A 25,604-nucleotide genomic window follows, 5' to 3' on the forward strand; every position below is an offset into this window, starting at 1 on the left:
GTCGTATATGTCAGCGGCCTTTTTATATTGCAAAAAATACTGACCAAATCTTCTATATCATAAAGAGTTTTGCCAGATGAAATTTTTTTCTTGCAAACTTTATGTGACAACCTTACAACATTGTAAGATTCTGCCTGCATTTTGTAATCTGATTCGATGGCAGCAAGTGACTTTTTTAAGTATACTGTTTTTTGCAAGGAAGCGTATGAAAAAGCTCATTGATAAAGGAGAGGAGTAAAAAATGTCATTACTTGAAGTTACAAATCTGAAAAAAATATATACCACTCGTTTTGGCGGAAATAAGGTGCAGGCATTGAACAATGTGAATTTTTCTGTGGAAAAAGGTGAATTTGTTGCAATTATGGGAGAAAGCGGTTCCGGAAAAACTACACTTCTGAATATTCTTGCAACACTGGATAAACCTACTTCCGGAGACGTACTTCTGGATGGAAAAAGCCTGGGACACCTTTCTGATAAGGAGATTTCTACATTTCGAAGAAAAAATCTGGGCTTTGTGTTCCAGGATTTTAATCTTCTTGATACCTTCAGCCTGAGGGATAATATTTATCTGCCGCTGGTGCTGGCTGGTGAAGATTACCGGGAAATGGGGCAGAAAATCCGCCCTATTGCACAGGCTCTTCATATTTATGAGCTGCTGGAAAAATATCCTTATGAGGTCTCTGGAGGACAGAAACAAAGATGTGCAGTTGCCAGGGCTCTGATTACACAGCCGCGCCTGGTCCTTGCGGATGAACCCACAGGGGCTCTCGATTCCAAGGCTGCAAATGCTCTTCTGGACGTTTTCGGAGAGATAAACAGACAGGGACAGACCATTCTCATGGTTACTCACAGCGCCCAGGCAGCTAGCCGGGCATCCAGGGTTCTGTTCATAAAAGATGGTGAAGTTTTCCACCAGATCTATCGCGGCGAGAAAACAAAAGAGGAGATGTATCAGATGATTTCCGATACCTTAACTATTTTGATGACGGGCGGTGAGTATCATGCGTAAGGGATTTTTTGCCAGGCTGGCAGTTGTAAACATCCGAAAAAACAAACAGATCTATGTGACCTATATTCTGGCGTGTCTGTTCAATGTGGCAATGCTGTATATGATGCTTTTTATCAATCATAATGCAGGAATGAAAACGATCCGTCACAGTGGTGACGTGTTGATGATCACGACTATGGGAGTTGGCGTTATTGTTATTTTCTCCTTTATTTTCCTGTTGTACAGCAACAGTTTCCTCATGAAAAGAAGACAAAAGGAACTGGGACTTTACAACATTCTCGGTTTGGAAAAGAAGCATATCAGCAGGGTTATGATGCTGGAGAATCTGTTTAGTGCCTTGATCAGTTTTGTTGGCGGAATCCTTGTGGGAATTCTGGGAAGCAAGCTGGCGCTTCTGCTGCTCTTGAAACTGATCAAGGTTCCGGCGTCCTTTGGGTTCGAAGTCAGCGTTCCGGCAATCAGAATATGCCTGGAAGTGTTTGGAGCTATTTTTGTTTTGATCCTTCTGGTAAATATCAGGAAGGTTTACAAAACAAACCCGATTCAGCTTCTTCAGGCACAAAATGCAGGGGAAAAGGAACCAAAAGCAAAATGGCTGATGGCGGTTGCTGGTTTTATCTGTCTGTTTATCGGATATTATATTGCCATTACCACAGAGTCACCTCTTTCGGCGCTGGCGCTGTTCTTTGTGGCAGTGGTTCTGGTAATGGCAGGAACGTATCTTCTTTTTACAGCAGGAAGCATTGTGGTGCTCAAAGTTCTGCGCTGGAATAAGAAATTTTATTATAAAACCAAGAATTTTACTGCTGTTTCCGGTATGCTGTACCGCATGAAACAAAATGCAGTTGGACTTGCAAGTATCTGCATTCTGAGCACAGGCGTACTTCTGATGATCTCTTCTACGGTGTGCCTGAATTCCGGACTGGATGATATTATGAACAAACGCTGTCCGGCGGATGTGAATGTGCTGTACCGGGGAAATTCTTATGAAGATCTGGAAAAAATGAGAGAGAAATTACTGGGAAAAATTGAAAACCAGGTTTCTTATGAGAAAATTAACACCGAAATTGCTTTTTCCTCTACGCTTGTGGGAAGCGAAGATGGGAGCTGGAAATTTGCAAATGTTGATGGGAGTTCCCTTATGGCAATGCCAGCCTCATTGGAAACCCTTACCGTGGTTCCACAGGAAGAGTATGCCAGGGTTACGGGAGAAGAGATTTCCCTTGCGCCAGGTGAAGTTCTTGCTTACCACAATGGAAAAACAGACGGTGAGACTCTGGAGATTCATAACAAGGTTTACCAGGTGAAAGAATGGCTGAAAAATTATCAGTATGTGGGAGATAATTTTTCTTCTATGGATTCTTTGAAGCTGGTTGTAAATGACGAAGACTTTTTTGCTTTGTTTTTGCAGCAGGAGGAAGTTTATCAAAGTGCAATGTCTCTGATGGAACTGGAAACGGATGTGTATCTGTCTGGAAGTGAAGAAGAAAAATATGCATCTGCCATCAAAGTAAGCGATCTTGCATCGGAGCTTCTGGATTCCGAAAAAGCAGCTGGAACTATAGAAGTGGGAATGAACTACAGTACTATAAAACAGGAACTGTATAACAGTTTTTACAGTATGTTCGGTGGAATTTTGTTCCTTGGAATTTTCCTTGGACTGCTGTTTCTGATGGGGGCGGCTATGATCATTTACTACAAGCAGGTTTCAGAGGGCTATGAGGATAAGGAACGGTTCGAGATCATGCAGAAGGTGGGCATGACTCATAAAGAGGTGAAATCTTCCATTCACAGACAGATCCTTATGGTATTTTTCCTTCCTCTTGGAATGGCAGCACTGCATATTGCTATGGCATTTCCTATGGTAAAGAGACTGCTGGCGCTGTTTAGCATGACAAACAGCGGTTTGTTTGCCAGATGCACGGTGGTGACATTATTGGTATTTGCTTTGGTTTATGGCGTGATTTATGGGCTGACAGCGAAGGTTTATTACAAGATTGTAGAGAGAAAGTGAGAATACAAGGGATAATAGTTGAATTTATTAGTGTAAAGTGCTACAATGAGAGAGCCTGGGAGGCCAAAACTGTTTCCCAGGCTCTTTGCGTGACTACAGAAGAAACCGGAGGAAATCTCTCATGAAAAAAGAGAGCTTTAAACAAGGAATTACAGATGGAATCCCCATTGCCCTGGGGTATCTGGCTGTTTCCTTTACGTTTGGTATGATGGCGGTGCAGGGCGGACTGTCTATCTGGCAGGCGGTCTTGATTTCTTTGACGAATCTTACGTCAGCGGGACAATTTGCAGGTCTTGATATTATCATAGCAGGAGGTTCCTTATGGGAAATGGCACTTACTCAGCTGATTATCAATCTGAGATACTGTCTGATGTCGTTTTCCCTTTCACAGAAGCTAAGACGTGATGAAACTTGGGGGCATCGTTACGGAGTTGCATTTGGCGTAACAGATGAGATATTCGGAGTCAGTGCCAGTAAACCGGGGAAAGTCAGTGCGTTTTATAATTATGGTGTAATGAGTGTAGCAATCCCGGGATGGACCATTGGAACCCTGCTTGGAGCTATTTCAGGAAGTATTCTTCCTAATTTTATTATGAGTGCACTTGGAGTTGCCATTTATGGAATGTTTTTGGCTGTCATTATTCCGCCATCCAAGAAAAACAAAGCAGTGCTTCTGGTTGTTCTTGGAGCAATGGCAGTGAGCGCATTATTTGCCTGGGTTCCTGTATTATCGAAAGTCTCATCCGGATTTGTGATTATTATTACTACAATTCTGGTAGCCGGACTGGCAGCATGGCTTTGCCCGGTTGATGAAGAAAATGCCAAGGAGGAAGCTCATGAAGCCTAATGTTTATATTTATATCCTGGTTATGGCTGGCGTTACATATTTGATCCGTATGCTGCCATTGGCACTGGCGAAGAAGGAGATTACCAATCCTTTTATAAAATCATTTCTGTTTTATGTGCCCTATGCCTGTCTGGCAGCTATGACGTTTCCGGCGATTTTGTCGGCAACGGCAAGTGTAATTTCAGCTGTAGTGGGATTTGTAGTGGCGCTGATTGCAGCGTACAAAGAGAAGAGTCTGCTGACTGTGGCGCTTCTTGCCTGTGGTGCAGTATTTATTGTAGAAAGAATAATGGCCTTTGCGGTGTAAGCATTACAAAATGCCTACAGTCCGCAAGGGCCTTTTTATTGAGTCATTCTCCAAGAAATCCCAGATCAATTTCCCCATCAAATACAGTAGTCGCCGGACCAGTCATATAAACCTGATCGTCATTTTCGTCCCAGAAAATATTAAGATCGCCACCAAGAAGCTTCACGGTAACCGGCTGATCACGGTCAACCAGCCCGTTCAAAATAGAAGCAACTGCAACTGCGCAGGCACCTGTTCCACAAGCCAGAGTCTCACCGGAACCGCGCTCCCAGACTCTCATCTGGACAGTGTGTCGGTCGATGACTTTTACGAATTCGGTATTGACGCGGTCAGGGAAATTTATATGGTTTTCAAAAGATGGACCGATCTTTTCGATTTCCAGCCCGTCTACGTCATTCATGTATACGATGGCGTGAGGATTTCCCATGGAAACAGCTGTAAAGTGATAAATCTGTCCGTCTACTTCAATAGGGGCATTTACGACCTGCTCAGACTCAGATACAACTGGAATCAGAGAAGCCTGAAGAATAGGGGCGCCCATATTGACCTTTACCATACTGACTTTTCCGTCACGGATAGAAAGATCCAGATATTTCACGCCGCTTTTGGTCGCTACGCTGATACTGGTCTTGTTTACAATGCCGTAATCGTAAGCATACTTGGCTACACAGCGGATGCCATTGCCGCACATAGCACCCTGGGAACCATCCAGGTTGTACATATCCATCTCACAGTCTGCAATGTCAGACGGCTTAATCAGAATCAGTCCGTCTGAGCCAATTCCAAAATGTCTGTCACTCACAAATTTGGCAACTGCTGATGGATCTTTCACAGTTTCTTTAAAACAGTTCACATATACATAATCGTTGCCGATACCATGCATTTTTGTAAATTTCATAACAAATACCTCCTGTTTAGGCGGTTAACGCCTTGGTCATTCAATTATTTAATTACTCCACACGAATCATATCATAACACAGATCTGTTATCAAAAAGTGAATTTTTCCAAATAATGACAAAGAAGTTGGGGAAATTTATGGAAACTCTTGCATTTTTCCCAAAAGCTGATAAAATGAGGAAAAGATAGATGAATGAATATGCAGAAAGCATGAATAATTATGTCCCCATCTTGTGAAGTCGGTTGTTGTGGAAGAAATAAATAGCAACAGCTTACTATGTGGATGAAGATATAAGGAACTGGTTCTGTATATGAGATTAAGAGGAGGAAAAGAATATGAAAAAATTAGTAGCTCTTGCACTTGGCACAGTAATGGCAGTTTCCATGACTGCTGGCGTATCTGCTGCAACTGTTGAGTCAAAGGATGATCTTAAGAATGCAACAATCGGTGTACAGCTTGGTACAACCGGTGATATTGAAGCTAGTGAATATGAGGCTGACGGAGCAACTGTTAAGCGTTACAGCAAAGGAAGCGAAGCAATCCAGGCACTTATGGCCGGTCAGATTGACTGTGTGATCATCGACTCACAGCCAGCTCAGAAATTTGTTGAGAATGCAGACGGACTGAAGATCCTGGACGAGCCATTCGTTGAAGAAGAGTATGCAATCTGCCTGAAGAAAGGCAATGATGAGCTTCTTGACAAGATTAACGGCGCATTAAAAGAACTGAAAGAGGACGGAACTGTTGATGATATTATGAACAACTACATCGGTGATAACATTGGCGAGACACCATATGAGTCTCCGGAAGATGTAGACCGTTCCAACGGAACTCTTGTAATGGCAACAAACGCTGAGTTCGAGCCATATGAGTACCGTGACGGTGATGAGATTGTTGGTATCGACGCTGATATTGCACAGGCAATCTGCGATAAGCTTGGATATGAGCTTGAGATCGACGATATGGAGTTTGATGCAATCCTTGCTGCAGTGCAGTCTGGAAAAGCTGATTTCGGTGCTGCCGGAATGACCGTTACAGAGGATCGTCTGGAGAGCGTTGATTTCACAGACACCTATGCAAATGCAAGCCAGGTTATCATTGTAAAAGCTGACTGATAGAAATAATACAGCATAAGCTGTCAGAGAAGTGTGAGTCACCTAGATGAATGCTGTTTGGGAAAAGCTTGGAATGTATAAGCTTTGGATACAGGCAGATCAAGGTGACTCCTACTAATGTTACTGACTGAAAGAATGAAAACAGCCAGCATACAGTTCTGGCAGCTTTTCCTATATGGAATGGTGCCGAAAGAGAAGCAGGCACTGCACCATTAGATAAGCAAATAAAAAGGGAAATAATATGTTTGAAAAATTTGGACACGATTTTTATATCAATTTTATAAAAGATGACAGATACACCTGGCTGCTGGATGGTTTGAAAAATACCATGATCATCACTGTTTTCGCCCTGTTGATCGGTATCTGTATCGGTTTTCTGGTGGCAATTATCCGTTCTTCCCACGATAAATCCGGGAATTTTAAAATTGCCAACTCCATCTGCAGAGTTTATCTGACTGTGATCCGTGGAACACCTACTGTGATCCAGCTTCTGATCATGAACTTTGTAGTTTTTGGTTCTGTAAGTGTCAATGAGATTCTGGTAGGAAGTCTGGCATTTGGTATCAATTCAGGTGCCTACGTTGCGGAGATCGTCCGTTCCGGAATCATGTCAATTGATCAGGGACAGACAGAGGCAGGACGTAGCCTGGGACTTAATTTTACCCAGACCATGCGTCTTATTATCATTCCACAGGCGTTTAAGAATGTGCTTCCTGCACTGGTAAATGAGTTTATCGTGCTGATCAAGGAAACTTCTATTATCGGTTACATCGGAATGATGGACCTGACCAAGGGTGCAATGCTGATCCAGAGCCGTACCTACAATGCTTTTATGCCTCTTCTGGCAGCAGCTGCAATTTATCTGATCGTGGTCATGGTATTGACCTTCTTTATGAATAAACTGGAGAGGAGACTGAGAACCAGTGAGCGTTGATAAGAGTAAAGTTTTGATCCAGGTACAGGATCTGAAAAAAGCGTTTGGATCCAATCAGGTTCTGGATGGAATTTCCACAGATATCTGTCAGGGCGAGGTTGTTGCCATTATTGGACCATCTGGCTCTGGTAAATCCACTTTCCTTCGTTCTCTCAACCTTCTGGAGGAGCCTACAGGAGGTAAAATCCTGTTTGAAGGAACAGATATCACAGATCCCAAGGTTGACATAAATCGACATCGTCAGAAGATCGGAATGGTTTTCCAGCAGTTTAATCTGTTTCCACACAAGACGGTAAAGCAGAATATTATGATGGCACCGGTTGCCCTGAAACTGATGACAAAGGAAGAGGCTTCCAGACGTGCGGACGAGCTTCTTGCTCGTGTGGGACTTCCAGATAAGGCAAATGCTTATCCGGATATGCTTTCCGGTGGTCAGAAGCAGCGTATTGCCATTGCAAGATCCCTTGCCATGAATCCGGATGTTATGCTTTTTGACGAGCCTACTTCTGCACTGGATCCGGAGATGGTTGGAGAGGTTCTGGAGCTGATGAAAGAGCTTGCAAAGAGCGGCATGACTATGGTTGTAGTTACTCACGAGATGGGATTTGCAAGAGAGGTTGCAACAAGAGTTTTATTTATTGATGACGGCAAAATTCAGGAACAGAATGCGCCGAAGGAGTTTTTTGAAAATCCGCAGAATCCGCGATTGAAGGAATTTTTGTCTAAGGTTCTGTAAAAAGAAAAAAGACAACCTTTTCCATTGGTTTAAATGGGACTGAGGTTGTCTTTTTTTTGTGTGAAAAAACGCGGTGATTTAAAATCCTATGCGTTTTTCTTCATTTCTTTATAACAATATTTGATGATTTCTTTCCTTGTGACAATTCCGATAAAGTGATCCTGATCATCTATAACCGGCACAAAGTTCTGGTTGATTGCGCGGTCCAGGAGATCCTCCATGTCGCAGTCAACGTGTACCGGTTTGTAGGTGGCTCTTCTGGAGATAGCCATAACTGGTACTTCCTCGGCTGTTTTCATATCCGTGATGTTCAGATTTTTCATTCCCCAGAGAAGATCACCCTCAGAAATAGTACCTACGTATTTTCCATCTGGATTCAGAATAGGAATACAGGAAAATTTCCGGTGTTCCATTTTCTCAAGAGTCTGCCTCAAAGTTTCATTCTCGAAAATGTAGGCAATATCACTTTTCGGTGTTAAGAAAAAAAGTATATTCAATTTGATCCCTCGATTCTATTTTACAGAAGTGGAATACCGCCTTTAGCAGCTTCTTCCTGCATTTCCTTAGGCCACAGGGAAACATGTACTTCTCCAATATGAGCCTTGCGCAGGAAGAACATACAGATACGGGATTGACCGATACCGCCGCCGATTGTGTATGGAAGTTCTTTATTCAGAATGGCCTTCTGGAACGGGAGCTCTCTGCGGTCGTCACAGCCGGCTTCTGTAAGCTGTTTGTCAAGTGCTGTCTCGTCTACACGGATACCCATGGAAGAAAGTTCAAGGGCAATGTCCAGTACAGGATAGTATACCAGAATATCGCCGTTTAATTCCCAGTCATCATAGTCTGGAGCACGTCCGTCGTGGCGCTCGCCATTTGTCAGTTTCTTACCTACCTGCATAAGGAAAACAGCGCCTTTTTCTTTGACGATCTTGTATTCTCTTTCCTTAGGGGTAAGATCCGGATACATGTCTACAAGCTCTTCTGTGGAGACAAATGCAATCTCTCTTGGAAGAATTTCTTCTATGTAGTCATACTGTACTGCCATGTATTTCTCTGTCTTGCGGAGTACGCTGTAGATAGTACGGACAGTGTTAATGAGAGTTTCTACATTTCTCTCTTCTTTGGTGATGATCTTCTCCCAGTCCCACTGGTCTACATAGATGGAATGGATGTTGTCAACATCCTCATCACGGCGGATGGCAACCATATCGGTGTATAAGCCCTCACCTACAGAGAAACCATATTTCTTCAGTGCATAACGCTTCCATTTTGCAAGAGAATGTACGATTTCAGCGTTGCAGTCCATGCCTTTGATGTCAAAGCTTACCGGACGCTCCACGCCGTTCAGGTTATCATTGAGGCCGGAACTTGGATCTACAAATATAGGTGCGGAGACACGCAGAAGGTTCAGCTTCTGTGCAAGTGTCTGCTGGAAAAAATCTTTCACAGTTTTAATTGCTACCTGAGTATCATGAAGATTAAGGTCTGCATGATAGCCCATAGGAATTTTTAATTGTTCCATGGGAATCCTCCTTGTTGATTGTGTTAATCTCTGTTTTCTGTTCACGATAATGTTCTGTGGTTACTAAAACGTGAACAGGAACAATCTCGGTTTATTATAACAGGTATTTTCCCGCTTGGCAATTTAGACCTTGCAAGAAATATGCAAAAAAGATACAATAAAAGACAAAGAATGTGATGATTTTTCCCTGTTGGAGCAAAAACAGGAATTACAGGTTGTGGTGAAACAGAATAACCAGAGAACCGGGAGGATGTCTATGGAGAAAAAAAGGTGCCAGGTCTGCGATGGGCCTGTTGTAAATGGCAGATGTAAGCTGTGTGGAATGCCTTATAGAAATGATGAGACTTTGTATCATCTGAATGAGAACAGAAGTGACCATTACCGTCATGCTACCAGCCGGGCGCGGGCAATCATGCGCCAGGAGGAAATCCCGCTGGGAGATAAGAAGGCTGGAAGTGCTGCATATAAGACCGGGACCGGAACAGGCGTGGCAGGAGCCGGAAATAAACATGATCAGAAAACGGGAACACGAAGCTCTAAGTCACTGGCTGGTGCAGGCACAGGGAATTCTTATAATAAGGGAAATGTGAAAGCAGGAAGTATATATGGAGGAGGCACTGGTGCTGATAAGAATGGAAATAAGGTCTCTGTCCCTGCTGGGAGTTATAATTCCAAGAGCAGACAAAGTACAGCTGGAACTTACAGCGCTGCAGCTAAAAAAAGCAGTGTTTACACCCAGAAACCGGTAAAAAAGAAAAAAGGATCCCTTCTTGGATGGCTCATGGTCCTGGTGATCATCTGCGCAAGCTTACCGGAAATCCGGGATTCCCTGAAGGACAGCCTTGCTCCGATACTTGAAGAAGAATTTGGAGATATGTTCAGTTCTGGGGCTGATTCAGCCTCTTATAAACTGATGGCAGGAGATGTGCTGGAGGTTGGAGAAAATGTGGATGGAGGCATTGTCCCAGGATATTACATTGCTTCCTGTTCAAATGGTTTTGTAAGTTTTATGATCATGGGAGAAGAGGGTGAAAACGGAAGCATGACAGTGACAGATGGCGTGGAGCGTAAGATTACCCTGAAAGAGGGAGATCTGATCGGAATCATAAATACAGAGTCAGAAGATTCCGCATTGATGCTTACTGCTCGTTAAGATTGGGGAAATAATAGTAAAAAATAGTAAAAAAAGGAACCTCGTCAGATGAGTACTTATTTCGTCGGAGGTTTCTTTTTGTATGTTTAGAGCGTATTTGAAAAATCATTCCCGCAAATTGTGACGCACATCTTGCAGAAAGCCTTTTTCAAACACTCTCTAGCGGATGGTAGTTCCTGTTTTTCCTTCATAGCCCTCTTTGGCATGAGCCATATCGGTAATCACAGTGCTCCGGCCTTCCCCTTTCTCAATAAAGGAAATACCTGCTTCGATTTTGGGAAGCATGGAACCGGAAGCAAACTGGTTCTCTTCAATGTATTTCTTAGCGTCCGCTACAGTGATGCTGCCAAGCTTCTGCTCATTTACCTGACCGTGGTTCAGACTTACGTTCTCTACACTTGTGAGAATCAGAAGAGTATCGGCATTTAATTCTTCTGCAAGAAGTCCTGCGGCAAGATCTTTCTCAATGATGGCACTGGCACCGTGAAGGTTGATGCCCTGCTCAAGCACTGGAATTCCACCGCCGCCGGCTGCGATAACAACCTGGTCTGCATTGAGAAGTGCTCGTATAGTCTCAAGCTCTACGATTCTCTGTGGCTTCGGAGCTGCTACGATTCGTCTGTATCCGCCATCAGCAAGTCTGGTGACAAAGTTTCCTTTTTCTTCCTCTGCTTCAGCTTCTTCCTCAGTGAGAACACGTCCGATAATTTTCTCCGGATCTGCAAAAGCGTCGTCATATGGATCAATAACAGTCTGGGTAAGAATGGTAGCAACAGGTTTGTAAATTCCGCGGCTGATAAATTCAGAGCGGATCGCATTCTGAAGGTCATATCCAATGTAGCCCTGGCTCATTGCGGAGCAGACTGACATAGGAGCGAATGTATAATCCGGGTGTGTCTTTCCAAATTCATTCATTGCAGTGTGGATCATGCCAATCTGTGGGCCATTGCTGTGGGAGATTACCACCTTGGCACCCTCTTCAACAAGATCTGCGATTGCTTTTGCTGCGGCTTTGGTGGCTACTTTCTGCTCTGGAAGTGTGGTGCCGAGAGCTCTGTGACCTAATGCAACTACTACGATTTTTTCACTCATAGGAGATACCTCGTTTCTGTCAAGAATATAATGCGGATATCAGAGTTAAGTGGATTACTGTGAAAGTATTCACAGCAACATGAATGATTTCTCCGGACATCCTTGTGTAATATCTTCCATTATAAAAGCTAAGGGTGGGAATTGCAATAGAAAAGTCCTTGAAACAGGAAAAGCCATCCGCATCAGGCAGATGGCTCATTTCCTATATTTTTGAGGGGGGAGATAGAGAGTGGTTTTTCATCTATCCGAAATTCATTATATCGGCAATTTGTGAGGAAAATGTGTCTCAAATCTAAAAGAAATCGAAAAAATATGAAATGAAAATAAAATCCGACCCTTTATTGCATTTAAAGACCAAGTGTGGTAAAGTAAACCTATCTTGTTTCTGCATTCTGCAGAAAAGAATTTCTACCGCGCCGGTTCGGCGCAAGATAACCCGTTTTTTGAAGGAAACCTGTTAACCTGGGCGTTTTATACGCTTTTTTGAAAATGGATGCATACAATGGCAAGGCAAATTTGCTTCGGAATGCTGTGAATAGGATCTGTTTAAGTGAGAAAGGTGTGATTCCCATGTGCTGTCAGTGACTCATTTATATGGTGATGTCGCCAGTAGGCGGCAAGTCCGTTTTGTAAAATAGTAGTTTAATAACAGAGATTAGTGAAAAATAGGGGTAGAAAAGGAGAAGTTATAATGAAAAACAGAATATGGAAAAAGATACTGGCAGTGGGAGTAAGTCTGCTTGCAGAAGCTGGGATGCTGGTTGGATGCACGGCGCAGCCGGCAGTGACATATGGAGCAGAAATGGAAGGCGGGTTATCTGTTGTCCAAGATGCGGCATGGACAGATTTACAGAAATTTCAGGCGGTGATTTCTGTAAAGGCAGATGGGCTGGCGTCACTTACGTGGGAAAATGAAAACCAGGAATATGAAAGTGGCGATGAAAATTTATTCAGCAGTGGAAATCAGGACGGGAGCCTGGAAAATGATCAATATGATTTTTCGGATGAAACAATATCTCATCCAACATCTTACGAACTGGTAGTCTGGCTTTCTGAATATTTTCAGCCAGATGCTTCGTTTATGGCACCTGAAGGCTGCCTGAAAGAGGAGCTTCCTATCGAGACTGCTGACGGAAGATCCAGCAGTATAACCGGATTCCGCTGGAAAATAAATTCGGGAGAACAGGGCAAACAGCTGAAAATTCCGGTTACCTTGCGGGATGAATATCGTTTTCCAGCAGAAAAACATACAGTTCCTACCTGTCAGGATATTTTGCATGCAAATGGTGCTATAAGCGGAGAAGAAAATGGAGGCGGAGTTTACATTGTAAAAAAAGTGGAAAATGAAAAAAACATTTTGTGTAAAGCCTTATCTAAGAGTTTGGAGATACCAGCTGCACACATGGATTTTTCAGTGGAGATGGAAGCCAAGGAAAAGGCGCTTTATACTGGAAAACGCATTCATATGGCAGTGAATCTGACAAATAATGGTCAGGTACCTTTTTATAAAATTTCCCTTCAGGCCAAAGTAAAAGAACAGGAACTGGTACCTGTGTGGGAAAAGGAGCCTGGCCTTGAAGTTTCGGAAAGTGGTGCAGTGCTGGAAAGCCTTTCCGCAGGGGAAACACGAATCCTGTCTTTTTATATAGATCCGGACATGGATCAGAAAAGTAATCTGGAGCTGGAGCTTTTTGCAAAAACAGAAAATCCGGTTTCGTTGGAGAAAGCAGCAGAAAAACAGTTAACATTACAGCAGGGAAAAGCCTCTTTTACGGTAAAGAAAACAGCTGACTGCGACAACGCCAGCCCTGGGGAGACTGTGACTTATCAGATCAGTATTCACAATACCGGGGAGGTGACTCTGCATTCCGTAGTTACTACAGAACGTTTCGGGCTTGCCGGAGTAACAGCTACTTTTCAGGAACAGAGAGGTATAACCCTGAATAAAAGCAGGACTCAGGCGAAAATCCAGGAAATCGCACCTGGTGGCTGTGTGAATTTAAAGGCAAAAGTTGTACTTCCAAAAGATCTGAAAGACCAGAATCTGATGAATCAGATTATTGTAGTTACTGACGAGACTGGTGAGGAAAGCGCAGTGCGGGATCAGGCAACCATCCGTGTGGAAGATAAGGAGAAGGATGGAAATGGAAGCGGAAACGGAAATGGGGGTGGAAATGGAGATGGAACTGGCATAGGCAGTGGGAATAATGATGGCAGCACAATGGCTGCGTCCACCTCTCCAAAAACAGGGGATACTTCCCACAAAGAGCTGTTTCAGGTACTGATTCTGCTTTCGTTTCTTTTTTCCGCTGTAGCCGCCAGAAGAATGTTTGGAGACAATGCTCACAGATGACCCGTGAATGGAAACTATAATGTGAGGTGAACGGTTACTGTTTTTTAACAGGAAAGATTGAAAACAAATTCTGTGTGTGATATTCTATAAAAGAGTATGCGTTGCTGTATGATGTCATTAGATTAGAGCGTGTTTGAAAAATCATTCCCGCAAATTGTGACACAAATCTTGCAGAAAGTCTTTTTCAAACAAGCTCTGGCGTGATTTTAAAGCAACGTCAATATAGGGAGGCATATATTATGAAATTATCATCCTTATTAGAGAAGTTAGAATACACCTGCGTGCAGGGGAGCACAGAGCAGGAAGTCACTGGTGTTGTTTATGATTCCAGAAAGGTAACAGACGGCTCTCTGTTTATCTGTATCAGAGGTGCTGTTGTAGATGGACATAAATTTATCCCGGATGTGACAGCAAAAGGGGCTAAAGTTCTGGTAGTAGAAGAGGAGGTTTCTGCACCGTCGGATGTTACGGTTATCCAGGTGACAGACACCAGATATGCTATGGCATTTATTTCAGCAGCCTGGTTCGGACATCCGGCAGAGAAGCTGAAAACAATCGGAATTACCGGAACTAAGGGAAAAACTACCACTACCTATATGGTAAAATCCATTCTGGAAAATGCTGGATACAAGGTTGGTCTGATCGGTACTATTGAGGCAATTATCGGAAATAAGATAATACCTGCTTCTAATACCACACCAGAATCCTATGTAGTTCAGGAGTATTTTCACGAAATGGTGGAAGCTGGCTGTGATTGTGTGGTTATGGAAGTTTCCTCACAGGGGCTGATGCTGCATCGTACTCAGGGATTTGTGTTTGATTTTGGAATTTTTACAAATATTGAACCAGATCATATTGGTCCAAACGAGCACAAGGACTTTGACCATTATCTGTCTTGTAAAGCTATGCTTCTCAAGCAGTGCCGCGTAGGAATTGTAAACCGTGATGATGAGCATTTTGACAGAATTGTAGAGGGACATACCTGTACTCTGGAAACCTATGGCTTTTCAAAAGAAGCAGACCTTCGCGCTGAGGATGCCAGACTGATTGGCGGAAAAGGTTATCTTGGAATTTCCTATCAGCTGAAGGGGCTTATGGATTTCCCTGTTGAAATCGACATCCCAGGTAAATTCAGTATTTACAACTCTCTTACCGCTATTGCAATCTGCCGTCATTTTAAGGTTTCCCAGGAAAATATCCTGAAGGCTCTGAAGGTAGCAAAAGTAAAAGGCCGTATTGAGATGGTGAAAGTATCTGATGAATTTACTCTGATGATTGATTATGCACATAATGCAATGGCTTTGGAAAGTCTTCTTACTACATTGCGTGAGTATCATCCACACAGACTGGTCTGCCTGTTTGGTTGTGGCGGAAACCGCTCCAGGCTTCGCCGTTATGAGATGGGAGAAGTTTCCGGTCGTCTGGCAGATCTGACCATCATTACTTCTGATAATCCGCGAGATGAGGAGCCTCAGGCTATTATTGATGACATCAAGGTTGGCATGGCGAAGACAGAAGGTAAATATGTGGAGATTCCAGACCGCAAGGAAGCAATCGCTTATGCCATCCATCACGGAGAACCAGGGGATATTGTGGTGCTGGCTGGTAAAGGTCATGAAGATTACCAGGAAATCAAAGGCAAAAAATATCCTATGGATGAGCGTGTGTTGATCGCTGATATTCTTGCTGGAAAGTAAAACATGACATATGCAGATATTATTGTAGACATTTCCCATGAGAAGCTGGATAAAAGCTTTCAATATCTGGTTCCGGAGAAACTGAAGGAAGAGATACAGGTGGGAATGGTGGTTTCCATTCCATTTGGAAGAGGAAATCATGTGCGCAAGGGATATGTAGTGGGGATTTCTGGTGAGCCTAAAGTAAAGGGAATCCAGCTCAAATCTGTTGCCGGTATTGAAAATGATCAGGAAACCACAGAATCCAGGCTGATCGCGCTGGCAGGGTGGATGAAAGAAAATTACGGCTCTACCATGATCCAGGCTCTGAAAACAGTTCTTCCTATTCAGAAAAAGATGAAAGCCCAGGAAAAAAGGTGGATAACCCTTCTGATTTCCAGAGAAGATGGGGAAAAGCTTCTGGAAGAGCTTAGCATGACCAGATTTAAAGCACGTATCCGCCTTCTGGAAGCACTCTTGCAGAATGAAAATGGGAAAATTGAGACTGCCTGGGCTTCAAAGGAGCTTGGCACTACGGCTTCTGTCCTGAGATATTTTGAAGAACAGGGGATTGCTTCTGTGGAGTCAGATGAAGTGTATAGAAATGCAGTTGCAGATGCAGAGAATATTCCGCATGTGGCACCAGCAGTATTAAGTATATCCCAGCAAATGGCTGTGAATCAGATCTTATCAGAATGGGAACACCCGGATCCGAGACCGGTTCTTCTTCACGGAGTTACCGGCAGTGGAAAAACGGAAGTATATATGGAGCTGATCGATAAGGTGATAAAGGAAGGCGGTCAGGCAATCGTGCTGATTCCGGAAATTGCGCTGACTTATCAGACTGTACGGCGATTTTATGGTCGTTTTGGTGATAAGGTGTCGGTAATTAACTCCAGACTTTCCCTGGGAGAGCGTTATGACCAGTTTAAAAGAGCCAAACAGGGAGAACTGCAGGTTATGGTGGGACCCCGTTCAGCACTTTTTACTCCTTTTGGAAAGCTGAGGCTGATCATTATTGATGAGGAGCATGAATCTTCTTATAAAAGTGAAAACAGTCCAAGGTATCACGCCCGGGAAACGGCTATCCACAGAGCAAAGCTGGAAGGCGCAAGAGTAATTCTTGGTTCTGCAACTCCATCTATGGAAGCGTATTACAGGGCGAAAGAAGGAGAATATGTCCTTGTAAAGCTGGAAGCCAGATTTGAAGAAAGACCTCTTCCCAGGGTATCAATTATTGACATGAGGGAACAACTAAAAAAAGGAAACCGCCTTGCCCTCAGTCTGGAACTGAGAGAAGACCTGAGCCAGTGCCTGAAAAAAGGGGAGCAGGCCATGTTGTTTCTCAACCGCCGTGGCTACGCAGGGTTTGTTTCATGCCGTTCCTGCGGTCATGTAATGAAATGTCCTCACTGTGACGTTTCCTTAAGTGAGCATAATGGCAGAAAGCTGATCTGTCATTATTGTGGTTATGAAACTGTGAAACCGGACAAATGTCCAGTCTGTTCTTCCCCATATATAGGCGGTTTTAAAGCGGGAACCCAGCAGATCCAGCAGGTGGTAGAAAAAGAATTTCCAGAGGCAAGAGTTCTTCGAATGGATTACGACACTACAAGAGCTAAGGGAAGCTATGAAAAAATTCTGTCTGCTTTTTCCAGGCATGAGGCCGATATTTTGATTGGAACCCAGATGATCGTCAAGGGACATGATTTCCCGGATGTTACTCTTGTGGGGATCCTTGCTGCAGATTTATCCCTGAATGCTGATGATTATCGCAGTGGTGAGCGCACTTTTCAGCTTCTTACCCAGGCGGTGGGACGAGCAGGAAGAGGAAGGAAAGAAGGCCATGCCTTGATCCAGACTTATAGTCCGGATCATTACAGCATACAGACAGCTGCAAAGCAGGATTACGAAGAATTTTACCAGGAAGAGATGGGATACCGTCTTCTTATGGATTATCCCCCGGCTGCCCATATGATGGCAGTGCTTGGTTCTTCGGAGGATGAGAAGCTTCTTGAGACAGCCATGCACTATCTTGGTCTGTTTACAGGAAAAATATATGCGGGAAAAGATCTTCATGTGATCGGTCCCGCCCCTGCGTCTGTAGGGAAAGTAAAGGATGTATACAGAAGAGTACTTTATCTGAAACATGAGAATTATGATCTGCTTGTCCGAATAAAGGACAGGCTGGAGGAATATATAGAAATCAATTCCGGCTTCAGAAAAGTTAATATACAATTTGATTTTTCATAAGGCGAAATACCGGAAATAAAGGGCTGCGTTAAGGTGCAGGGCTTTGAAACAACGGGTATTTCCAAATTCAAAGATAAAGGAGATAACACAGAGATGGCACTTAGAACAATCAGAACAGAGGGAGATTCCGTTTTGGAAAAAATCTGCAGACCAGTAGAGAAAATCGACAAACGTACAAAGGATCTGGTAGGAGACATGCTGGAAACCATGTATGACGCATGCGGTGTTGGCCTTGCAGCTCCCCAGGTGGGTATATTAAAGAGAATCGTAGTGATCGATATTGGAGATGGTCCAATTATTCTTATCAATCCGGAAATTCTTATGACATCCGGTGAGCAGACAGGCGAGGAGGGATGTTTAAGTGTTCCGGGAATGTCCGGTCAGGTTACCCGCCCAAATTATGTGAAGGTAAAAGCTCTTGATATGGATATGAATGAGCAGATATATGAAGGAGAAGGACTCCTTGCCCGTGCATTTTGTCATGAGCTGGATCATCTTGACGGAAAAATGTACACACGTCTGGTTGAAGGTGAATTACATCATGTAAGTTATGACAATGAGGAGGAAGAGGAATAAATGAAAATTGTTTATATGGGAACGCCGGATTTTGCAGTTAATCCCCTTCATGCACTGGCTGAAGCTGGCTATGAGGTGACAGGTGTTGTGACCCAGCCGGATAAGCCGAAGGGAAGGGGAAAGAGCATGCTTCCCACTCCTGTAAAGGAAGAGGCATTGAAACATGGGTTCCCGGTTTACCAGCCTGTGAAGGTACGCGATCCGGAATTTTTACAGGTTCTTGAGAAACTGGATCCCGATATTATTGTGGTAGCTGCCTTTGGACAGATCATTCCCAAAAGCATTCTGGAGCTTCCGAAATACGGATGTATTAACATCCATGCATCCCTGCTTCCGAAATACCGCGGTGCAGCTCCTATTCAGCAGGCAGTTATTGATGGGGAAAAGGAGTCAGGTGTTACGATCATGAGAATGGGAACAGGTCTTGATACAGGAGATATGATCTCAAGGATCGTAGTGCCGATTGCAAAAGATGAGACGGGCGGAACTCTGTTTGATAAGCTTGCAGAAGCAGGAGCGAAGCTTCTTGTTGAGACATTGCCTCACATTTTTGATGGCACAGCTGTTTACGAGAAACAGCCGGAGGAAAGCCCTACTCCATATGCCGGTATGATCACCAAACAGATGGGATTGATCAATTTTGGGAAATCAGCCGCGGAACTGGAAAGACTGGTGCGAGGTTTAAACCCGTGGCCAAGCGCATTTACCTTCTGGAATGGAAAAACTTTGAAGGTATGGGAAAGCTTTGTAGTAAAAAGTGAAGAAGCTGGCACAGAAAAGCCAGAACCTGGAACAGTAGTAAAAACGGACAAAAAAGGAATTTACGTGGCTTGCGGTGAGGATGTTCTGGTACTTTCACAGGTACAGTTAGAAGGAAAAAAGAGAATGGATGCGGATGCATTCCTTCGAGGATGTCATATAGAAACCGGAAGCAGATTCACAGATAAAAAGGAGTGATCTTATGTACGGATATGGATATCCTTATGGATTTTATGTTGATCCTACTTATGTATTGCTGATCATTGGAATGGTGCTGGCACTGGCTGCATCTGGAAAGATGAAAAGCACTTTTGCACGTTATCAGCAGGTGCGCAGCCATTCAGGTCTTACAGGAGCTCAGACTGCCCAGAGGATTTTAAATGCAGCCGGAATTTACGACGTAACGATTGTTCCAATTTCCGGAAGCCTTACAGATCATTATGATCCGAGAACAAAGAGGCTGGCACTTTCACAGGACGTATATGGAAGAACTTCTGTGGCAGCTGTATGTGTCGCTGCCCATGAGTGTGGTCATGCCATTCAGCACAATATAAATTATGCACCGCTGAATATCCGTTCAGCTATTGTTCCGGTGGCAAATATCGGATCTTCCCTTTCCTGGCCGATTTTTCTTCTGGGACTGATCTTTTCCATACCGGCACTTACAACTGTAGGAATTGTGCTGTTTTCACTGGCGGTACTGTTTCAGCTTGTAACACTTCCGGTAGAATTCAATGCTTCCTCAAGAGCTTTAAAAATGCTGGAAAGCACAGGAATTTTAAGCCGTGAGGAAAACAAAGGTGCGAAGAAGGTTCTTACAGCGGCAGCCCTTACTTATGTAGCAGCTCTTGCTTCTTCCATTTTACAGCTTCTGAGACTGCTCATACTTTCCGGAGGTAGAAGACGGGATGATTAACGGAATCAATTCCAGGGAGATGATCCTGGAAATTTTACTTGAAATCGAAGAGGGCGAGCATAGCCACGTGGCAATTCGGAATGCCCTTTCCAAATATCAGTTCCTTCCCAAACAGGACCGGGCATTTATTACCCGTGTCTGTGAAGGAACGCTGGAATACCGGATTCAGATTGATTACATTATCAATTCTTTTTCCAAGGTGACAGTTGATAAGATGAAGCCTGCAATCCGGGAAATTTTAAGAAGTGCAGTATATCAGCTGAAATACATGGATAGTGTGCCAGACAGCGCAGTGTGCAATGAGGCTGTGAAGCTGGCGCAAAGAAAAGGTTTTTATAATCTGAAGCCTTTTGTAAATGGTGTTCTTCGTACCATAGCCCGGGAAATGGATCAGGTCCGGTTCCCTCAAAAAGAAGATGATCTGTTGAAATATCTTTCTGTAAAGTATTCCATGCCAGAGGTGCTGGTAACCAGGTGGCTGGAAGCCTATGGAGAAGAAACAACAGAGAAGATACTGGCGGATTTTCTTATGGAACATCCTCTTACCATCAGATGCCGGACTTATCTGAATTCCAAGGAAGAGGTTATAAAAAGCCTGGAAAGTCAGGGCGTTCATGTAGCGCCTGCTCCATATCTGCCTTATGCATACAGCATTTCTGAATTTAACCATATTCTTGCACTGGATGCTTTTATCAAGGGTAAAATCGTCGTGCAGGATGTAAGTTCCATGCTGGTTGCGGAGGTTGCAGATCCGAAGAAGGGCGATTACGTTATTGACGTGTGTGCTGCGCCAGGTGGAAAGAGTCTTCATATGGGAGACAAGATGGAGGGATATGGAACGGTAGATGCAAGAGATGTAAGCCAGTATAAAGTCAATCTGATCGAGGAAAATATCCAACGTACCAATTCTATTAATGTACAGGCAAGAGTGCAGGATGCTACTATTTTTGATCAGGATTCAGAACTGCTTGCAGATGTTGTAATTGCAGATGTACCTTGTTCCGGGTATGGAGTGATCGGCAAGAAGCCGGAAATCAAATACCGTGTTACGCCACAGAAACAGGATGAAATAGTGATTCTGCAGAGAACCATTCTGGATCGCGCAGCAAACTATGTGAAGCCAAGAGGAGAGCTGATCTTCAGTACCTGTACCATTGCAAAAGAAGAAAACGAAGAGAACATGATGTGGTTTTTGAATAATTATCCATTTAAGCTGGAGAGCCTGGATCCTTATCTTCCAGAGGAGCTGCACTCAGAGACAACTGCACTTGGATATCTGCAGCTGCTTCCTGGAGTACATAAGACAGACGGCTTCTTTATTGCGAAATTCAGAAGAAAATAGGAATATAAATATGACAGACATTAAGTCGATGACGAAAGACGAACTGAAAAATCTGATGACCGAACTGGGAGAGAAACCCTTTCGGGCAAAGCAGATCTACAGCTGGTTACATGAACATCTGGTAACCTCTTATGATGAGATGGGAAACATACCAGGAAAATTAAAAGAAAAACTGAAAGACTATCCCATAGCGGCATTGGAAATGGTGGATGAACAGGTTTCTGCCATTGACGGCACAAGAAAGTATCTGTTCCGCCTTTCTGATGGAAATGTGATCGAGAGTGTTCTTATGCGTTATAAGCATGGAAATTCCGTATGTATTTCGTCACAGGTAGGCTGTAAAATGGGGTGCCGTTTTTGTGCTTCCACTATTGGAGGCTGGACAAGAAACCTTCTTCCTTCGGAAATGCTGGATCAGATTTACAGGATCCAGAGCATAACGGGAGAGCGGGTATCTAATGTAGTAGTAATGGGAACTGGCGAACCTATGGATAATTATGATCATATTGTACGCTTTGTACATCTGCTTTCCGATGAAAATGGTCTTAACATCAGCCAGAGGAATATCACCGTATCGACCTGCGGAATTGTTCCAAAAATTTATGAGCTTGCAAAGGAAAAACTGCAGATTACCCTTGCCCTGTCTCTGCATGCACCAAATGATGAAAAAAGACAGGAACTTATGCCTATTGCACAGCGGTACAGTATGGACGAAGTCCTGGATGCATGCCGCAATTATTTTCAGGAGACTGGCAGGAGAATTACTTTTGAATACAGTCTTGTGGCTGGTGTTAATGACAGTGACGAAGATGCAAGAGAGCTGAGCAGCAGAATCCATGATATTAACTGTCATGTAAATCTAATTCCGGTAAACCCTATTAAGGAGCGTTCTTACAGGCGTTCTACGCATCAGGCTGTAGAGAATTTTAAAATAAAACTTGAAAAATGCGGAATTAATGTTACTATTAGAAGGGAAATGGGCAGTGACATAGACGGTGCCTGTGGACAATTACGAAAAAGTTATATAGAAAAAAGTTACGATCCGCAGTAACGAAAAACTGGTGTTTCTATGTTGAACAACAGTACGAAAAGGACAGAAAGCGAGAAGTGACATGAGGGTATATTCAGCTACGAATATAGGAATGAAGCGGAAGATGAACCAGGATTATGTGTTCGCTTCCCAGGACACAGTTGGAAATCTCCCGAACCTCTTTGCTGTTGCTGATGGAATGGGAGGACACAATGCAGGTGATTATGCGTCCTCTCACGCGGTCAGGATACTGGTAGATGAAATCAGGGAGGATACGGATTATAATCCTGTAAAGGTAATCCGTCATGCCATTGAGACTGCGAACACAGAAATTATAGAACAGGCGCAGAAGGATGAGAAGCTTCGTGGAATGGGAACTACTATGGTAGTAGCCACCATTGTAGGTCAGTATGCTTATGTTGCCAATGTGGGAGACAGCAGACTATATGTGGTGGATAAACAGCTGAGGCAGATTACCAGGGATCATTCACTGGTTCAGGAAATGGTAAGAATGGGTGAAATCACTGCTGAGGAGGCAAGAAATCATCCGGATAAAAACATTATCACCAGAGCTCTGGGAGCAGAAAAAACTGTAGACGTGGATTTCTTTGATATGCGTCTGGAACCGGGAAGTACGATCCTGATGTGTTCCGATGGTCTCAGCAATATGGTGGAAGACAAAAAAATGGAAGAAATCATATTGAATTCTGATGAGGATATCACCTGGAAGGGAAATACTCTTATCCAGGAAGCCAACAACAACGGCGGCAAGGATAACATTGCAATCATATTGATAGAACCATTCACGAATGAGGTGGAAACATGTTAAAGACAGGTATGATTATAGCAGAACGCTATGAAATTGTAAGTAAAATCGGTACCGGCGGAATGGCGGACGTATATAAGGCAATGGACCATAAACTGAACCGTTTTGTGGCAGTTAAGGTTCTGAAGCCGGAATTCAGGGAAGATGCAACTTTTGTAAAGAAATTCAGAAGTGAAGCGCAGGCAGCAGCAGGTCTTACCCATCCAAACATAGTAAATGTATTTGATGTAGGCGATGATGAGGGTGTTTATTATATCGTAATGGAGCTGATCGAGGGAATCACTCTTAAGGAGTATATTTCCAAGAAAGGTAAGCTTTCGGTAAAGGAAGCTACCAGTATTGCCATTCAGGTATCTATGGGACTTGAGGCAGCACACAGCCACGGCATTGTACATCGTGATGTGAAGCCTCAGAATATTATTATTTCCACAGACGGCAAAGTAAAGGTAACAGACTTTGGAATTGCAAGAGCTGCTTCTTCCAATACCATCAGCTCCAATGTTATGGGGTCTGTACATTACAGCTCACCGGAGCAGGTACGAGGCGGCTACAGCGATGAGAAGAGTGATATCTACTCACTTGGTATCACCTTATATGAAATGGTAACAGGACGTGTCCCTTTTGACGGAGATACTACAGTTGCCATTGCAATCAAACATCTTCAGGAAGAGATGGTACCGCCAAGTGTTTATTCCCCGGATCTGCCGTACAGTCTGGAACAGATCATTATGAAATGTACCCAGAAGAGTGTGGATCGCAGATATAATAAGATGGAGGATGTGATCGAGGATCTGAAGCATTCTCTTATTGACCCGCAGGGAGATTTTGTGAAGCTTACATCTGTAGATACAGATGCTAAGACGGTTGTAATTTCTGATGAAGAGCTTGGAGAGATCAAGCATACTCCGAAGCAGACTCTTAAGCCGGATATAGAAACTCTGGAAAAAGAACTGAATGAGACAAACTACGATGATGATGACGATTTCGAGTATGATAATAAGGAAGAGAGCTCGAAAGGCTCCAGAAAGAACCGGGATCGTGAACGAAGCAGAGAGCGGGAAGAGAGAGAAAGACGTATCAAAAAGCAGAAAAGAGGCGTCAGTGTAGCTGGAAGTATTATTGCTTTGATCATAGGTGCCGCAGTTCTGATCGCGGTAATTCTTGTTGTGGGAAAGGCAGCAGGTCTGATCGGAGACAGCAAGGATTCTTCTTTGGATCAGCAGAATCAGCAGGCACAGGTTACCCAGGCTGCTGACGAAGATGATGGTATGGTACCAGTACCTGATCTTATCGGTAAGACAGAGGCTGAGGCACAGGAACTTTGCGCTTCTGTAAATATCGGAATGACCTACAAAGGTGAAGAGGCTTCCACACAGGAAAAAGGCAAGATTTCTTCACAGGATCCTGTACAGGGAACAAAGGTAGCTAAAAATTCAACTGTTAACTATTATTTAAGTAAAGGTTCTGAGTCCGTTACCCTTACAGATATGTTCGGTCAGAATGGCGCTTTGGCGCAGGAAACTCTGGAAAGCCAGGGCTTAACGGTTCAGATCAATAAGATTTACCCGGATGAAAGTCAGTCTTCTATGGTAGACATTGGATGTGTCCTTGATACTGAGCCTGCAGCAGGAACTACTGTCAAGGCAGGCGATACAGTTACTCTTACCATCAGCCGTGGTATTAATTATGGTGACAGTGTACAGGTGCCAGATGTAACCGGAATGGAGAAGAATGATGCAATTGCCAAGCTTGGCAAATTCATTAATATTAATGTGGAAATGCAGATGAGCACAGACGTTGCAGAGGGAACTGTTATCTCTCAGGATCCTATAGGATATACAGATGACAACCCGGTATATGCAGATCCGGATAACGATACGATCACTCTTATTGTAAGCAGTGGAAGTCAGGATACTTCTTCACAGAATACTGAGGATCAGAGTTCCTCTGATACTACTGCAGCAGTAGCAAATGGCGAAGTATGGAAATGTACACAGAAACTGAAGACGCCTATCGGATATAATGGAGGTCTGATCAGACTGGAGCTTGTTCAGAATGTAGGCGGCGCTCCAAAAGCAAGCTCTGTGGTAGAAGGACAGCAGCTTACTTTCCCATATCAGCTGGATATTACAGGTGCACCAGGAGTTGCTGAGGGTACTTTATATCTGTCTGAGCAGCAATCTGATGGAAGCTATCAGGAACTTGGCCATTATCCTCTTACTTTTGAGAAGGTTGAGTAATC

At 43.6% G+C, this 25,604-nt stretch carries 23 protein-coding genes; 19 read left to right on the top strand and 4 right to left on the bottom strand.

Features of this window, described 5'->3' with window-relative positions; translation table 11 throughout:
- The first annotated feature begins 241 nt into the window (after positions 1-241).
- From LIZ66_RS07860 to LIZ66_RS07875, 4 genes are all read left to right on the top strand, one after another.
- On the top strand, positions 242-1,009 hold the full coding sequence (locus LIZ66_RS07860; protein ID WP_173734844.1) for an ABC transporter ATP-binding protein: 768 nt from the start codon (positions 242-244) through the stop codon (positions 1,007-1,009).
- Positions 1,002-3,023, top strand: coding sequence for an FtsX-like permease family protein (locus LIZ66_RS07865; protein ID WP_227200702.1), 2,022 nt, complete (start codon positions 1,002-1,004; stop codon positions 3,021-3,023). The genes LIZ66_RS07860 and LIZ66_RS07865 overlap by 8 nt, the downstream gene beginning before the upstream one ends.
- Positions 3,024-3,144: 121 nt before the next feature.
- On the top strand, positions 3,145-3,870 hold the full coding sequence (locus LIZ66_RS07870) for an AzlC family ABC transporter permease (RefSeq protein WP_173716050.1): 726 nt from the start codon (positions 3,145-3,147) through the stop codon (positions 3,868-3,870).
- Positions 3,860-4,177: an AzlD domain-containing protein gene (locus LIZ66_RS07875; RefSeq protein ID WP_118578176.1), complete on the top strand. Its 318-nt coding sequence runs from the start codon at positions 3,860-3,862 to the stop codon at positions 4,175-4,177. The genes LIZ66_RS07870 and LIZ66_RS07875 overlap by 11 nt, the downstream gene beginning before the upstream one ends.
- A gap of 43 nt (positions 4,178-4,220) precedes the next feature.
- On the opposite strand, the gene dapF is transcribed toward LIZ66_RS07875, so the two are convergent.
- Complete coding sequence (gene dapF / locus LIZ66_RS07880) at positions 4,221-5,075, bottom strand: diaminopimelate epimerase (RefSeq protein WP_148461117.1); 855 nt, start codon at positions 5,073-5,075, stop codon at positions 4,221-4,223.
- 336 nt (positions 5,076-5,411) lie between these two features.
- On the opposite strand from dapF, the gene LIZ66_RS07885 reads away from it, so the two are divergent.
- From LIZ66_RS07885 to LIZ66_RS07895, 3 genes are all read left to right on the top strand, one after another.
- A complete protein-coding gene (locus LIZ66_RS07885; protein WP_148461118.1) occupies positions 5,412-6,191 on the top strand; it encodes a transporter substrate-binding domain-containing protein in 780 nt (259 codons plus the stop codon).
- Between the two features lie 241 nt (positions 6,192-6,432).
- Complete coding sequence (locus tag LIZ66_RS07890) at positions 6,433-7,125, top strand: amino acid ABC transporter permease (RefSeq protein WP_118578179.1); 693 nt, start codon at positions 6,433-6,435, stop codon at positions 7,123-7,125.
- Positions 7,115-7,861 carry an amino acid ABC transporter ATP-binding protein gene (locus LIZ66_RS07895; protein WP_270413264.1) on the top strand — a complete coding sequence of 249 codons (747 nt, stop codon included), beginning with the start codon at positions 7,115-7,117 and terminating at the stop codon, positions 7,859-7,861. The genes LIZ66_RS07890 and LIZ66_RS07895 overlap by 11 nt, the downstream gene beginning before the upstream one ends.
- An 86-nt stretch (positions 7,862-7,947) precedes the next feature.
- Here the strand turns inward: LIZ66_RS07895 and LIZ66_RS07900 are convergent, their stop codons facing one another.
- Together LIZ66_RS07900 and asnA are read right to left on the bottom strand one after the other, a co-directional pair.
- Positions 7,948-8,358: a CBS domain-containing protein gene (locus LIZ66_RS07900; RefSeq protein WP_148461119.1), complete on the bottom strand. Its 411-nt coding sequence runs from the start codon at positions 8,356-8,358 to the stop codon at positions 7,948-7,950.
- Positions 8,359-8,378: 20 nt separating this feature from the next.
- Entirely contained in the window at positions 8,379-9,386 is a 1,008-nt protein-coding gene (gene asnA, locus LIZ66_RS07905) for an aspartate--ammonia ligase (protein ID WP_118578181.1), read from the bottom strand.
- A 256-nt stretch (positions 9,387-9,642) separates the two neighbouring features.
- Here asnA and LIZ66_RS07910 point away from each other — a divergent pair, with 256 nt between their 5' ends.
- Together LIZ66_RS07910 and LIZ66_RS19915 are read left to right on the top strand one after the other, a co-directional pair.
- The gene (locus LIZ66_RS07910; RefSeq protein WP_173734846.1) at positions 9,643-10,539 is read left to right on the top strand and encodes a hypothetical protein; all 897 of its coding nucleotides are present in this window, start codon (positions 9,643-9,645) and stop codon (positions 10,537-10,539) included.
- Between the two features lie 107 nt (positions 10,540-10,646).
- The gene (locus LIZ66_RS19915) at positions 10,647-10,712 is read left to right on the top strand and encodes a DUF6783 domain-containing protein (protein ID WP_373131060.1); all 66 of its coding nucleotides are present in this window, start codon (positions 10,647-10,649) and stop codon (positions 10,710-10,712) included.
- Here LIZ66_RS19915 and arcC read toward each other — a convergent pair.
- Positions 10,699-11,631 carry a carbamate kinase gene (gene arcC / locus LIZ66_RS07915; RefSeq protein WP_148461122.1) on the bottom strand — a complete coding sequence of 311 codons (933 nt, stop codon included), beginning with the start codon at positions 11,629-11,631 and terminating at the stop codon, positions 10,699-10,701. The two genes, LIZ66_RS19915 and arcC, sit on opposite strands and share 14 nt — an antisense overlap.
- A gap of 691 nt (positions 11,632-12,322) precedes the next feature.
- Between arcC and LIZ66_RS07920 the strand changes: the two genes are divergently transcribed.
- From LIZ66_RS07920 to pknB, 10 genes are all read left to right on the top strand, one after another.
- Positions 12,323-13,984, top strand: a complete 1,662-nt coding sequence (locus tag LIZ66_RS07920) for a DUF7507 domain-containing protein (protein WP_227200701.1) — start codon at positions 12,323-12,325, stop codon at positions 13,982-13,984.
- A 239-nt stretch (positions 13,985-14,223) separates the two neighbouring features.
- A complete protein-coding gene (locus LIZ66_RS07925; RefSeq protein ID WP_148461124.1) occupies positions 14,224-15,681 on the top strand; it encodes a UDP-N-acetylmuramoyl-L-alanyl-D-glutamate--2,6-diaminopimelate ligase in 1,458 nt (485 codons plus the stop codon).
- A gap of 3 nt (positions 15,682-15,684) precedes the next feature.
- Positions 15,685-17,913 (top strand): replication restart helicase PriA, encoded by a 2,229-nt coding sequence (gene priA, locus LIZ66_RS07930; protein ID WP_173716053.1) that lies wholly within the window; start codon positions 15,685-15,687, stop codon positions 17,911-17,913.
- Between the two features lie 93 nt (positions 17,914-18,006).
- Positions 18,007-18,489, top strand: a complete 483-nt coding sequence (gene def, locus LIZ66_RS07935) for a peptide deformylase (RefSeq protein ID WP_118578240.1) — start codon at positions 18,007-18,009, stop codon at positions 18,487-18,489.
- Positions 18,490-19,446, top strand: a complete 957-nt coding sequence (gene fmt / locus LIZ66_RS07940; RefSeq protein WP_148461126.1) for a methionyl-tRNA formyltransferase — start codon at positions 18,490-18,492, stop codon at positions 19,444-19,446. It begins immediately after the preceding gene.
- A gap of 4 nt (positions 19,447-19,450) precedes the next feature.
- A complete protein-coding gene (locus LIZ66_RS07945; protein WP_148461127.1) occupies positions 19,451-20,164 on the top strand; it encodes a zinc metallopeptidase in 714 nt (237 codons plus the stop codon).
- Positions 20,157-21,506, top strand: coding sequence for a 16S rRNA (cytosine(967)-C(5))-methyltransferase RsmB (gene rsmB, locus LIZ66_RS07950; protein WP_148461128.1), 1,350 nt, complete (start codon positions 20,157-20,159; stop codon positions 21,504-21,506). Before LIZ66_RS07945 ends, rsmB begins: the two co-directional genes overlap by 8 nt.
- A 10-nt stretch (positions 21,507-21,516) precedes the next feature.
- On the top strand, positions 21,517-22,557 hold the full coding sequence (gene rlmN / locus LIZ66_RS07955; protein WP_148461129.1) for a dual-specificity RNA methyltransferase RlmN: 1,041 nt from the start codon (positions 21,517-21,519) through the stop codon (positions 22,555-22,557).
- Positions 22,558-22,618: 61 nt separating this feature from the next.
- Positions 22,619-23,365: a Stp1/IreP family PP2C-type Ser/Thr phosphatase gene (locus LIZ66_RS07960; protein WP_118578191.1), complete on the top strand. Its 747-nt coding sequence runs from the start codon at positions 22,619-22,621 to the stop codon at positions 23,363-23,365.
- Positions 23,359-25,602 (top strand): Stk1 family PASTA domain-containing Ser/Thr kinase, encoded by a 2,244-nt coding sequence (gene pknB, locus LIZ66_RS07965; RefSeq protein WP_148461130.1) that lies wholly within the window; start codon positions 23,359-23,361, stop codon positions 25,600-25,602. The genes LIZ66_RS07960 and pknB overlap by 7 nt, the downstream gene beginning before the upstream one ends.
- Positions 25,603-25,604: the final 2 nt, after the last annotated feature.

The organism is Blautia faecis (assembly GCF_020554845.1).
GTDB lineage: Bacteria > Bacillota > Clostridia > Lachnospirales > Lachnospiraceae > Blautia_A > Blautia_A faecis.

Coding starts and splice junctions, on each gene's coding strand:
- LIZ66_RS07870 (WP_173716050.1), top strand. CDS start 3,145: ATGAAAAAAGAGAGCTTTAAACAAGGAATTACAGATGGAATCCCCATT.
- LIZ66_RS07885 (WP_148461118.1), top strand. CDS start 5,412: ATGAAAAAATTAGTAGCTCTTGCACTTGGCACAGTAATGGCAGTTTCC.
- LIZ66_RS07890 (WP_118578179.1), top strand. CDS start 6,433: ATGTTTGAAAAATTTGGACACGATTTTTATATCAATTTTATAAAAGAT.
- def (WP_118578240.1), top strand. CDS start 18,007: ATGGCACTTAGAACAATCAGAACAGAGGGAGATTCCGTTTTGGAAAAA.
- priA (WP_173716053.1), top strand. CDS start 15,685: ATGACATATGCAGATATTATTGTAGACATTTCCCATGAGAAGCTGGAT.
- LIZ66_RS07910 (WP_173734846.1), top strand. CDS start 9,643: ATGGAGAAAAAAAGGTGCCAGGTCTGCGATGGGCCTGTTGTAAATGGC.
- rlmN (WP_148461129.1), top strand. CDS start 21,517: ATGACAGACATTAAGTCGATGACGAAAGACGAACTGAAAAATCTGATG.
- LIZ66_RS07920 (WP_227200701.1), top strand. CDS start 12,323: ATGAAAAACAGAATATGGAAAAAGATACTGGCAGTGGGAGTAAGTCTG.
- LIZ66_RS07945 (WP_148461127.1), top strand. CDS start 19,451: ATGTACGGATATGGATATCCTTATGGATTTTATGTTGATCCTACTTAT.
- rsmB (WP_148461128.1), top strand. CDS start 20,157: ATGATTAACGGAATCAATTCCAGGGAGATGATCCTGGAAATTTTACTT.
- LIZ66_RS07925 (WP_148461124.1), top strand. CDS start 14,224: ATGAAATTATCATCCTTATTAGAGAAGTTAGAATACACCTGCGTGCAG.
- LIZ66_RS07875 (WP_118578176.1), top strand. CDS start 3,860: ATGAAGCCTAATGTTTATATTTATATCCTGGTTATGGCTGGCGTTACA.
- asnA (WP_118578181.1), bottom strand. CDS start 9,386: ATGGAACAATTAAAAATTCCTATGGGCTATCATGCAGACCTTAATCTT.
- dapF (WP_148461117.1), bottom strand. CDS start 5,075: ATGAAATTTACAAAAATGCATGGTATCGGCAACGATTATGTATATGTG.
- fmt (WP_148461126.1), top strand. CDS start 18,490: ATGAAAATTGTTTATATGGGAACGCCGGATTTTGCAGTTAATCCCCTT.
- LIZ66_RS07860 (WP_173734844.1), top strand. CDS start 242: ATGTCATTACTTGAAGTTACAAATCTGAAAAAAATATATACCACTCGT.
- LIZ66_RS07960 (WP_118578191.1), top strand. CDS start 22,619: ATGAGGGTATATTCAGCTACGAATATAGGAATGAAGCGGAAGATGAAC.
- LIZ66_RS07865 (WP_227200702.1), top strand. CDS start 1,002: ATGCGTAAGGGATTTTTTGCCAGGCTGGCAGTTGTAAACATCCGAAAA.
- arcC (WP_148461122.1), bottom strand. CDS start 11,631: ATGAGTGAAAAAATCGTAGTAGTTGCATTAGGTCACAGAGCTCTCGGC.
- pknB (WP_148461130.1), top strand. CDS start 23,359: ATGTTAAAGACAGGTATGATTATAGCAGAACGCTATGAAATTGTAAGT.